This is a genomic window from Sphingobium sp. TCM1, assembly GCF_001650725.1.
Classification (GTDB): Bacteria; Pseudomonadota; Alphaproteobacteria; order Sphingomonadales; family Sphingomonadaceae; genus Sphingobium.
Window position 1 is genome coordinate 1 of sequence record NZ_LXVX01000026.1, and the last position, 10,701, is coordinate 10,701.

Below are 10,701 nucleotides of genomic sequence, written 5' to 3' on the forward strand. Positions count from 1 at the left end.
GGAAATGGCGCCACTTGAAATCCGTCATCGTTCCGTCCGTCCAATCTCCGCCAAGCATGCTCAAGCTTCACGATTTTTGCAACAGAGCCCGGCAGAGCGATTTTGGCGTTCTCTCGGCTTCATTGAGTATCGGCGCGTTGGGCCAGACACCTTCAAAATGCGTAGCCATCGCCGGATAGAACTGAGCCGTCGCCTTTCTGGCGCGACCGTAGAAGGCAGCAACAAGTAAGATCTCGCGCCGGCTATCTGGGCGAGCTTGGCGTAGGATTCCGCCCCCTCCCGCAAACGCCCCCTAAGTTATCGCCTAGGCATTGATACATATTCTCTCTACTAGACGAGCGATTCAGCAGGGGACCCATCACATGACGAAGAGTGCTATAGTTACCGGGATCAGCGGCCAGGATGGCGCCTATCTGGCAGAAAATCTTCTAAACCGGGGCTATACCGTATATGGTACCTATCGTCGGACCAGTTCGGTCAACTTCTGGCGTATCGACGAACTGGGCATCACCGATAATCCCAATCTGAAGCTGGTCGAATATGACCTGACCGACATGGGCTCCGCGATCCGCCTGATCGAAACATCGGAAGCGACCGAAGTCTACAACCTCGCTGCCCAGAGCTTCGTGGGCGTGTCGTTCGATCAGCCGATCACCACCGGCCAGATCACCGGCTTGGGCGCTGCGTATCTGCTGGAAGCGATCCGCACAGTGAACAAGAAGATCCGTTTCTACCAGGCATCGACGTCGGAAATGTTCGGCAAGGTGCAGGCGATCCCGCAAAAGGAGGACACGCCCTTCTATCCCCGCAGCCCCTATGGCGTGGCCAAGCTCTATGCCCACTGGCTGACCGTCAACTATCGCGAGAGCTTCGACATCTTCGGCACGAGCGGTATCCTGTTCAATCATGAATCGCCGCTGCGCGGCCGTGAGTTCGTGACCCGCAAGATCACCGACACCGTCGCCAAGATCGCCCATGGCAAGGCCGAGGTGCTCGAACTGGGCAATCTCGATGCCAAGCGCGACTGGGGCTATGCCAAGGATTATGTCGAAGGCATGCGCCTGATGCTGCAGCATGACACGCCCGACACCTATGTTCTCGCGACCAACCGCACCGAAACCGTGCGCCATTTCGTAGAGCTCGCCTTCGCGCAGATCGGCGTCACGCTCGAATGGTCGGGCAAGGACGAGAATGAGGTCGGTGTTGATCCCAAGAGCGGCAAGACCCGGGTTCGCATCAATCCGGCTTTCTACCGTCCCGCCGAGGTGGACCTGCTGATCGGCGATCCCGGCAAGGCCGAGCGCGAGTTGGGCTGGAAGCCGATCGTGGAGCTTGAGGAATTGACCAAGCTGATGGTCGAGGCGGACATGCGTCGTAATGCTGCGGGCTGGTCCTTCTAATGCGGGTGGCGTTGACTGGAGCGACTGGATTTACCGGTCGCTTCGTTGCCGACGCTCTTGAACGGGCGGGGGTGACACCGCTCCCGCTCAAGGTCGACCTTACTGATCCTGAGGCTACCGATCTAGCCGTCCAGGCGGCCGATTTCGACCATGTGATTCATCTCGCCGGACATGCCTTCGTCAATGCCGCCGACTGGCATCCTTTCTACATGGTCAACCAGATCGGTACACTCAACCTGCTCGATGCGGTGGCGCGCAAGACGGAAGGGGTACGATGCATCGTGGCATCAAGCGCCCAGGTCTATGGCCCCAACGCCCAGGGCCTGATTGCTGAAGAAGCGACGCCTAATCCCGCCAATCATTATGCCATCGGCAAATACGGCATGGAACTGGGGTCCAGGCTCTGGGCCGACAAGCTGGACATCGTCATTACGCGGCCATTCAACTACACCGGCATAGGACAAGACACCAAATATCTGGTGCCCAAAATCGTCGATCATTTCCACCGGCGCGCCCCCGTGATCGAGCTTGGCAATACATGGGTGCGGCGCGACTTCGGTGATGTCCGTTCGGTCGCCGACGCCTATGTCGGCCTGGTCAAGGCCCCGGACGTCCCGCGCGTCGTCAACATCGCGACCGGCAGCGTGTCATCGATCGGCGACATCATCGAAACGCTGACGGCACTCAGTGGACATCGGATCGACATCGAGGTCAATCCCGCCTTCGTCCGCAAGGGCGATGTGGAAGTACTGGGCGGTGACGCCACGCTTCTTCGCAAGACGCTTCCCGACTGGCGTCCGCATGCCATCGACGATACGCTCCAATGGCTGTATGAGGCCATGGATTGATGACGATGGCGGGCACCATCAGCACGCCTGCTGAAACGTCGCTTCGCTGAACGCAGTATTGCGAAAAGATAATGATTTCATTCCAGAATGTATCGAAGACATATCATATCCGGCGGTTCCACAAGACCGTCTTCAGCGATCTGAGTTTCCAGATTGCGACAGGCACGAGCCTGGGCATCTGCGGTGCGAACGGCGCCGGCAAGTCGACTTTGATGCGATTGATATCTGGTGTTGAATCACCGACCGCCGGACGCATCGAGCGCACGGTATCCTGTTCCTGGCCCATAGGATATGCCAGCTGCTTCCAGTCGAGCCTCACCGGAGCCGACAACGCCCGGTTCATTGCCCGCATCTATGAGAAGGACATCAAGGAACTGTGCGCCTATGTCGAAGACTTCGCACAGCTTGGCCCTTATTTCCATCAGCCGATCCACACCTATTCGGCGGGCATGCTGGCCAGGCTGGCATTCGGCATATCGCTGGCGATCGAGTTTGACTGCTATCTGGTCGACGAAGTCACGGCCGCAGGTGACGACAGATTTCGCCAGCGCTGCGAGGAAGCACTCCATTATCGGCGCGAAACCGGGACGCTGATCATGATCAGTCACGACCCCAACACGTTGCGATCCTATTGCACGCGCGGGGCCGTCCTCAACAAAGGTGTGCTGACATTCTACGACAGCATCAATGAGGCCATCGACGTTCACATGCATAATCAGGCCGCAGCCTGAGACGTTTTCCCTATCAGGGCGCCTGGTGAAACAGGCTGCTGCGCTGGAACGAAAATGAGCCACCCCGCTAGTGGCGCGACAAAAGCACCCATTGCATCGAGGTAAAGCAATCCGGTCATGTGCTGAACGATATCCGGGTGGTATCCGGTTGCTTCCCAGGTATCCACCCGCTACACCCCTGCCCCATGCCAACCATAGCCTTCATCAGCCCCAAGGGGGGCGTCGGCAAGACGACGGCGGCGCTGCTGCTTGCGTCCCAGCTCGCGCGCGGGGCGCAGGTGTGCGTGATCGACGCCGATCCCAACCGCCCCATCGCAAATTGGGCCAAGGATGCCGCGCTACCTGAAACGCTCTCAATCATGGCCGACGTCGACGAGGACACGATCCTCGACCGGATCGAGGATGCGGCTGCCAGTGCACCCTTCGTCATCGTCGATCTGGAAGGGACAGCGGCCAAGATCGTGCTACTCGCGGTCAGCCAGGCGGATCTTGTCATCATTCCGATGCAGGGGTCGCAGCTCGATGCCGAACAAGCGAGCCGGGCGATCCGCGTCCTCAAGCAACATGAGAGGATGACCGGGCGCGCCGTGCCCTATGGCGTGCTCCTCTCGCGCACCTCGCCGATCATCCGCACCCGTACCATGGGCCATATCCAGGATGGACTGACAGAGGCGAGCGTGCCGCTGTTCGACACGCAGCTCAACGAGCGCGAGGCGTTCCGCGCGATCTTTTCCTTCCGCCAGACCCTCGACGCACTTGATCCGGGCGATGTGCCCAATCTCGACAAGGCGATTGCGAACGCAGAACAGTTTGCAGTCGAGGTGATCGAGCGGCTGCGCGGCGCGCGAACGGTTGCGGCGGGCAGAGATTACACGGCACCGGCACGGGAGGGACGTACAGCATGAGCAGGGCCAACCCCTTTGGCGACCTCACTGATTTCGCCCCGCAGGACGCCGCTAAGCCAGTGCCTGCTGAGGCAATCGAGCAAATCGCGGCGGCCAGCGGCTTTCCCAGTCGCAAAGCGGTGGGATCGGCTGCTCCCTCCCCCGCCCCTGTGGCCCCGGCGCGCACCCCGCGCCGCCACACCACTGGACGCAACCGGCAGATCAACATCAAAGCGACCGAGGAAACGGTCGCCGAGCTCTACCGCGTCGCCGACGCCCTAGGTTTACCGCTGGGAGCGGTGCTAGAACAGGCGATCGCCGCTCTCGCGGCCCAAAAGGATATCTAGAAGATATCCGGCAGCTATCAGATAGCTTTCAGGACCAAGCTGTCAAAACGACGGTCATCCCCCTGCCAGCCGCCGTCGCAGCGACTGCCGCGCGCCATTCTCATGGCTAGTGCGTCAGATCCTGGTGCAGCACATCCATTATGAAGCGCCAGATGTTGGCGGCATCGCTGCTGTGGCGACATCCGATTCCTTGGCGCTGACATAGTGCACGATTGTCGCGCCAGCCTCGCTTATCGCGGGGCTTCGCTTGTGCAGCTCCTCGATGACCGCGCGGACCTGCGGTAGCCTTGTCTGCCAGCCCGAATGCTGCCCATCCTGCGCCTGTCCTTGAGTGCTAGTGCCGTCTTCGGGTTTGCCGACCAGGCGATACAGCGCGCGGGCAGCTTTTCGATCGGTATCATGCAGCCCAGCCTTGTGTCCCTCTGGCAGAAGGTCAGGGAGGGAGAGGTGACGGCAAATGCTATCCGATAGCTACCGGGTATCGCTTTCAGATCAAGTGCTAGCGGCTCTGTTCATCGTCACCCGTGCCGCCAGACGCAGTGTCGCGATGAACCACGGCCAAAGCCGCTTGCTCCCACTGGGGAGCATTCGCGTCGCGGAGCGGCGCGTTCTGGCATTTGCGGCATTATAGCATGGTTGCGTGGAAGCGAGGCTTCCCCTTCATTTCCGATATGTGTTGGAGGTCTTGGCTGTGAGGCGAACTCCGCTTTTCCCTTTATTATAAGACTGAATGAGGGGTTGAGGATGCTTTTGAGACTCACAATCCTGCGCATCGAGCGTCGCCTCAATCCGGGCGAGAAGCTTGGCGAGCAGGCCCTTGTCGGCCGCCGCGCGACGATCGGCAGGCTCAAGGCTGGCGCGCATCGCCGCCATCGCCTCGCGCCGTTCAGCTTCGCGGACGACGACATCGTCGGGCGGCGGGGCAGGGCGCATCCAACGCGGCAGGCAGGCGAGCACCGCTTGTGGCAGAATCGCGCGATAAACGTTGGAGGTCTGGGCATAGCGCGGCCCCGCGCCTTCGCCCTCAACCCGCTTGAAGCGCCGCTGGCGGACGAGGAAGCCAACCTTTTCGAGCAGCGCGAGCGCGCGCGCCACAGTGGCGCGGCCCAGCCCTGTCACCTCGGCCAGATGGTCATAGCTCGGGAAGACGCGCCCGGCATTGAGGCGGGCCAGCATCAGCAATTCCTCCAACACGCGCACGCTGGCCGCGGTGAGCGTGGTCAGCAGCTTCTGGGCGGGCGAAAGTTCCACCCCGTCGCGCCGCGCCGCGCGCCTCAGCTGCCGCCCGACATCGAGCGCGCGCCGCGCCAAGCGTAGCAGCCGGTCGGTTTCCCCCTGGGCGGGCACGGCAAAGAAGCGATGCTCGAAGGTCCCTTCCTCGATGCTGCCGCGCAGCACCGGCGCCCCCGTGCGGTGGGGGGGGGCTGATCGGCTACGGGGCCAGTCATGGCCCTGCGCGTGCCCTGCATCGGTCCGCCGGCCCGATGCACTGGCGCGCAGCGCCGTCGCCATGGCATCGCCAAAGGCAAGTGTTCCCATTCGTCCCTCCGTCGCGAAGGGCCGCCACCAGGTAAAAAGAGTGCGTGGCGCGAAGCGCGCATCCTTGAAACGGGGTTCGATCTGGCGTAGGAAAGCGGGGTTGATTGGGCCTTTTAGCCCCCGGCTCGACGTTTGGCGACGTCGTTCCACTACACCAACGGATGCCCGGCCTTCGTGCCGGGCGTTCTTTTATGTGGTCACGGCCGCCCCTTCTTCCGATCACATCATCGATCACGCGCCAGCATGGGCCGGCACGAGCCGCATAATTACAGCAATAATCCTAATTCGGAAGGGCTTGCGGTTCGTGCTTTCAAGTAGGAATGGTGAAAATCGTTCGTGCTTTCGAGTAGGAATAGCCGTTGATTCGTGCTTTCGAGTAGGAATGAAAACCCCATCATTCGTGCTTTCGAGTAGGAATAGCGCACCCGCGCGAATCACCTGCGCCCGCGCGGCGCGGCCCGTTCAATCGCGCGCGGGCGCCTCGATCAGAGCCAAGGGGCCAAGAGAGTGCGACAGGGGCGGCTCGACAGGGCCGGGGGCGCGGCGGGTGATGAAGACCCGCGCCTTGCCCGCCCGGCGCCCGGCGCGGCGCGGCGCTTCGTCGCCGCCTGGTCCGCTCCCTTCATCGGCGCGGGCGGCCGCAGCGGCGGGGGCAGCAGCCTCCTCGATCAGACGGATGTCATAATCGGGGATGGCGTTGGCGGTCGCGATCTGGCGCATGGCGATACGGAAATTGGACAGAGGGTTCTGGAAACCGATCTGTAGCTTGAGGCTCTGCAGGTCGACATCGAGCGGCGCATCGTCGCTGCAGGTCGACCGGGCAACCTCGTAGATCCGCCGTTCGATGGGGCCGAGCTGGAAATAGGTGGAGGCATAGTCGAGCACCTGCCGGTCGCGCAAAATCGCGCGATAGAGCCAGTCGCACAGCCGCACTTTCACGGCTTTCAGCCGTTTTTCGCCCTTCGTCGAGCGCGCATATTGCAGCCTCGCTTCCGACAGCCAGGAAAAGAAGCCCTCCTCGCCCTCGCCGCCCGCCTCGATATTGGTGCGAATCTGCGTGCCCTGCAGCCGCTCGAGCGCATCGGCGAGGCGCGAATAGGAGCGGGCGCTGTGATTGGAGCCGGTGACGCTGAACAGGTCGTGCGCGGTGAAGGTGAAGTCCTGCGATATGCTCACCCCTTGGTCGATCTTCGCCGCCATGAGGCTGGCGATGTAGAGGACGATTTCCTTGTCGTATATGGTCGCGACCCCACGCGCGGACGGGCGGACGTCGATGGTGACGGTGGGAGTCGAATAGCTGAGCGGCTTCATCCAGGCGTTTTTGGCGAGCGCGAAGAAGGGAAAGGCCATCAGCGACCGTTCGCCCCGGATCTCGCCTATCAGCGGGCTGTCGAGCTGGAAGAGTTCGCCCTGCGGCTTGGCCATGATGATCGTGTCCTCCCAATAGTGCCGCGGCGGCAATTCCTACTCGAAAGCACGAATGGCGGGGCGCCGGCATTGCCGGGCGTCATAGACCATCCGGACGGCAAGAGACAGACGCTCGCGCCGCGCGACCCCCGGCCCAGGCCCGCAGTTTTATGGCTATCCTATGAATATTCTTCGCGTCATCGACAGGGGAGGACCGCAGCCCGGCATTGAAAGCGCGGCCCGACCGCGGCAGAGGAGGGGGAATGGACCCCGCCCAGCCTCGAACCAATCCCATGTCCCCCGTCGCCAGCGGCGCTAGCGCCGAACTGTTCGCGATGGAAGAGGGGCAGGAGCGGGGGCAGGGGCCCCGCGTCCTCAAGCTGTTTCGCGCCAGCGTATCGGACGAGATGATCGCGCGCGAAGCAGCGGCATCGGTGCATGCCGGCGCGTGCGGCGTGCCGACTGCGGCGGCGATCGGGCGTCATGACCGCGACGGGCGGCGCGGCCTTGTCTATCCCCGGCTCGACGGCACGACGCTGATGGCCTGGATCCGCAAGCATCCGCTGCGCGCGGCGCAGGCGATCGACGCTATGGCCAGGCTTCACGCCGTTATGCATCACGCGCCGGGTGGCGAGCTGCGGTCGCTGCAGCAGGTGCTCGCGACCGACATCGCCTATGGTCCGGCACCACGCGCGCTGCAGCAGGCCGCGACCGCCTATCTCGACACGCTGCCCGATGGCGATACGCTTACCCATGGCGACCTGCACCTGGGCAATGTCATGATGACGCCCAAGGGCCTGATGGTCATCGACTGGTCGAAGGCCGCGCGTGGCCACCCTGCGGCGGACGCGGTGCGCTCTGAAATGCTGATGCGCTTTGGCGCCGGGCCCCATGACTGGATCACCAACCTGTGGCGCGACTGGGCGGCGCGGCGGCTGCGGCGCACCTATCTCAGCGCGACAACGCCGGTCAGCGCAGCGGACATGGCCCGCTGGCGCCCGGTCGTCGCGCTTGCCTGGCTGCGCGCCCGCGACGCAGGCCGCACGCCCGCCTTCCGCCGCTATCTAGCGCGGGCGTTGGCGGGGGCGGGGATTAGGGAAGACTGATCGGATATGGCGATCGGCAGATTGACAGGAGAGGCAACGCCCCGACGTCATGGCGCCCGCTGAGGGCGACACGCCGTCGCCCCTATTGGAGGTGAATATGGCGCCTGGTCACCTTGATGGATACCAGCCCCGCATAGCTCAGTAGCAGACAGCAGCCGGCGATATAGGGAACATACACATAGGTATCCTTCGCCATATGGAACTGGCCGTAGCGCAACAGTTCGAAAATGCCTGTCAGGGGGAACCAGCCCAGCCAGCTTCTATAGGGTTCAGGAATCCATGAGACCTGATAGAAGGCGCCCGACAAAGGCATCAGAATATAAGTGATGGGATGAACAAAGCGGGCAACCAGCCTGTTATCGTGGGTCCAAGCACATATCAAAAGCGACAGCGAGAATGACAACCAGAACAGAAGCCATATTCCGAGTAGAAGCTCATAGGGACGACTTGGACTTTCAGTCAGCCCCAATATCCCCATCAAACCCATCAGAACCACAGATGACATGATTGAGCCGACAGCTTCAAGCAGTCCACGTGCCAGCATCATATCGAATATGGTCACACGACGATGATAAAGGAGGGGCATGTTGGATTCCAATGCCCCATCGGCGCGAGTGACCATTCCACGGAACATAAGGAACATCGTGTAGCCCAGGATGGCGAATGGGACAGGATGAATGCCACCATGCGGCAACCCATGCCCGGCGTGCAGCAATGCAACGGCGCTCGCCAGGCTGAGGGGTTCCAGGAACACCCACAGATAACCGATATTTTCACGACCATAGCGGGTGTGCAGCTCACGCATCAGCAAGGCGCCGATGACATTGCCCTGAACTCTCAAGCCGTGCCAAAATCCGCGGTCGCCGGTCGAGCCTGAAACATCTGAAATCATCGTCATAATGGGGCTTCTATAGCCGGATACGGCGACAATAAAAGATTTCTCGTTCCACTGCGGCAGGGAGATCGCTGGTCCGTATTGCGCGCACTCCCTGTCGAAGCCCAGCGCGGGGCAAGAGACAGCAACAGAACGCCCACGATCCCAGACATTGTATCGGGCGATCAGGGGCAACAGTCCACTGTTGCATTAACGCGTAGGCGAATGAGTCCAAGCATCTCCATTGCGATGCTCCCCATGCGCCGGCACGGCATTTTGAAATTCATCCGCGCCAACCCTGCACCACGTGCATAGCCAATGAACGCAAGCCTTGCACGATATGCCCGGAATCTTGCATACACAGATCGAAATTTGCTGCTTCTGACGAAGCCGTACAGAAAGAAATATATCTATGTCAAACCAGAATATATCTATGGTTAATTTAAATAGTTTTAATTTAGAGAATTCTCATATTTTGCCACCTCCCTTATTTATTCATTCTAGCTTTCGCACATCAAGCACTTGGTTGTGGAGTAAAATTCGAAAGCTTCCGAACATTTTAGCATATTATGAGATATTTCATGAGTCTTTGGTCAATGCTGATGCAAAATCTCTAAATTCCAATAATCATTCTAGTTGGTCATCAGGCCATCCTGCACAAGCACCTTATTTTTTGGAGTTCTTACCCCTTTTAAAAAAGGGCGGCGGTATAGAATTGTTTGATTCAAGCATGACTTTTGAAAGATTCATTCCTAATGATGGAATAAATGGTGAATTATCTTTGCAGGAGATATCATATATAAAGCTCTTGATAGAGCAGGGCTACAAAAATAGAAAAATACCAGTGCTAAGCGAAACAAGAAGCCTAGGAAGAATGCCTTCTATAAAGAGAGCCATGTCAGTTAATAACGTATTGGTTTATCGAAATATATTTGATCAATGGGCATCTTATTCTGGACAAAGCTTGAAAGGAAATGATTACTTTGTATCAACGATATTGGAGACTGTTGATAAATCTAGAGATAAAGATCAATTTATTAATTGTCTGAGAGAATTTTTTTTGAATGCACAACCATCTACAAAAAACGAAGATTTATTTTTATTATTCACAATAATGCATATTTATTTATATGCAAAATGCGTAGACCATGCCGATCTCGTTATAGATACTACTGCAATTGCAAACGATAGTGAACTTAGGAAAATCGTAGAGTCAAAGCTTTCAAAGATGGTTTTTGCCTCGGTCGATCTCTCTGATGTAGAAAACAAATTTGATGCATCTATTATTTCAATAAACGATAAAATGGGATTTATTGATACAGTAAATCAATTTACAAAAATAATAATATCAAATTGTGATAGTCAAATTTCCGCCGATTTCGCTATTAAGATAAGAGACGATTTTATTTCTGCCTGGTCTTACCATGATAGAGTGACGCGCAATAGCTTTTATTGGTATAATAAAGAGGCAATTGATCTAAAAATTCATGCTGAACAAAAATCGCTTGAATATGCACATGTTGTAAGCGAACGCGACCAGCTAAATGTCGAGCTTGCGCAGACGC

The 10,701-nt window shown here is 58.6% G+C and carries 10 protein-coding genes and 1 pseudogene; 8 read left to right on the forward strand and 3 right to left on the reverse strand.

Translation table 11 applies throughout. The annotated features are described in order from the left end of the window. The 6 genes and pseudogenes from A7Q26_RS26025 to A7Q26_RS16680 all read left to right on the forward strand — a co-directional run. Window positions 1–229, forward strand: a pseudogene (locus A7Q26_RS26025) (hypothetical protein); the annotation flags it as partial. 133 nt (window positions 230–362) lie between these two features. Continuing rightward, complete coding sequence (gene gmd, locus A7Q26_RS16660; protein ID WP_066861742.1) at window positions 363–1,400, forward strand: GDP-mannose 4,6-dehydratase; 1,038 nt, start codon at window positions 363–365, stop codon at window positions 1,398–1,400. 11 nt (window positions 1,401–1,411) lie between these two features. Continuing rightward, the gene (locus tag A7Q26_RS16665) at window positions 1,412–2,248 is read left to right on the forward strand and encodes an NAD-dependent epimerase/dehydratase family protein (RefSeq protein WP_198162964.1); all 837 of its coding nucleotides are present in this window, start codon (window positions 1,412–1,414) and stop codon (window positions 2,246–2,248) included. A 71-nt stretch (window positions 2,249–2,319) separates the two neighbouring features. Next, a complete protein-coding gene (locus A7Q26_RS16670; protein WP_066861746.1) occupies window positions 2,320–2,979 on the forward strand; it encodes an ABC transporter ATP-binding protein in 660 nt (219 codons plus the stop codon). 185 nt (window positions 2,980–3,164) lie between these two features. Beyond that, window positions 3,165–3,884, forward strand: a complete 720-nt coding sequence (locus A7Q26_RS16675) for a ParA family protein (protein WP_066861750.1) — start codon at window positions 3,165–3,167, stop codon at window positions 3,882–3,884. After that, entirely contained in the window at window positions 3,881–4,210 is a 330-nt protein-coding gene (locus tag A7Q26_RS16680) for a hypothetical protein (RefSeq protein ID WP_066861753.1), read from the forward strand. Before A7Q26_RS16675 ends, A7Q26_RS16680 begins: the two co-directional genes overlap by 4 nt. Window positions 4,211–4,870: 660 nt before the next feature. Here the strand turns inward: A7Q26_RS16680 and A7Q26_RS16685 are convergent. Both A7Q26_RS16685 and A7Q26_RS16690 read right to left on the reverse strand, forming a co-directional pair. Beyond that, window positions 4,871–5,749, reverse strand: a complete 879-nt coding sequence (locus A7Q26_RS16685) for a helix-turn-helix domain-containing protein (protein ID WP_066861755.1) — start codon at window positions 5,747–5,749, stop codon at window positions 4,871–4,873. A 462-nt stretch (window positions 5,750–6,211) separates the two neighbouring features. After that, entirely contained in the window at window positions 6,212–7,174 is a 963-nt protein-coding gene (locus A7Q26_RS16690) for a replication initiator protein A (RefSeq protein WP_084439173.1), read from the reverse strand. Window positions 7,175–7,419: 245 nt separating this feature from the next. On the opposite strand from A7Q26_RS16690, the gene A7Q26_RS16695 reads away from it, so the two are divergent. Next, window positions 7,420–8,262, forward strand: a complete 843-nt coding sequence (locus A7Q26_RS16695) for a phosphotransferase family protein (RefSeq protein ID WP_066861757.1) — start codon at window positions 7,420–7,422, stop codon at window positions 8,260–8,262. Between the two features lie 82 nt (window positions 8,263–8,344). Here A7Q26_RS16695 and A7Q26_RS16700 read toward each other — a convergent pair whose 3' ends face one another. Then, window positions 8,345–9,331 (reverse strand): ABC transporter permease, encoded by a 987-nt coding sequence (locus A7Q26_RS16700; protein ID WP_232313841.1) that lies wholly within the window; start codon window positions 9,329–9,331, stop codon window positions 8,345–8,347. A 217-nt stretch (window positions 9,332–9,548) separates the two neighbouring features. Here A7Q26_RS16700 and A7Q26_RS25265 point away from each other — a divergent pair. After that, a partial coding sequence (locus A7Q26_RS25265; RefSeq protein ID WP_157102582.1) for a hypothetical protein occupies window positions 9,549–10,701 on the forward strand: 1,153 nt, incomplete at its 3' end.

Excerpts from the sequence above, each read along its gene's own strand:
- A7Q26_RS16675 (WP_066861750.1), top strand. The coding sequence starts at position 3,165 with ATGCCAACCATAGCCTTCATCAGCCCCAAGGGGGGCGTCGGCAAGACG.
- A7Q26_RS16685 (WP_066861755.1), bottom strand. The coding sequence starts at position 5,749 with ATGGGAACACTTGCCTTTGGCGATGCCATGGCGACGGCGCTGCGCGCC.
- gmd (WP_066861742.1), top strand. The coding sequence starts at position 363 with ATGACGAAGAGTGCTATAGTTACCGGGATCAGCGGCCAGGATGGCGCC.
- A7Q26_RS16695 (WP_066861757.1), top strand. The coding sequence starts at position 7,420 with ATGGACCCCGCCCAGCCTCGAACCAATCCCATGTCCCCCGTCGCCAGC.
- A7Q26_RS16690 (WP_084439173.1), bottom strand. The coding sequence starts at position 7,174 with ATGGCCAAGCCGCAGGGCGAACTCTTCCAGCTCGACAGCCCGCTGATA.
- A7Q26_RS16670 (WP_066861746.1), top strand. The coding sequence starts at position 2,320 with ATGATTTCATTCCAGAATGTATCGAAGACATATCATATCCGGCGGTTC.
- A7Q26_RS16680 (WP_066861753.1), top strand. The coding sequence starts at position 3,881 with ATGAGCAGGGCCAACCCCTTTGGCGACCTCACTGATTTCGCCCCGCAG.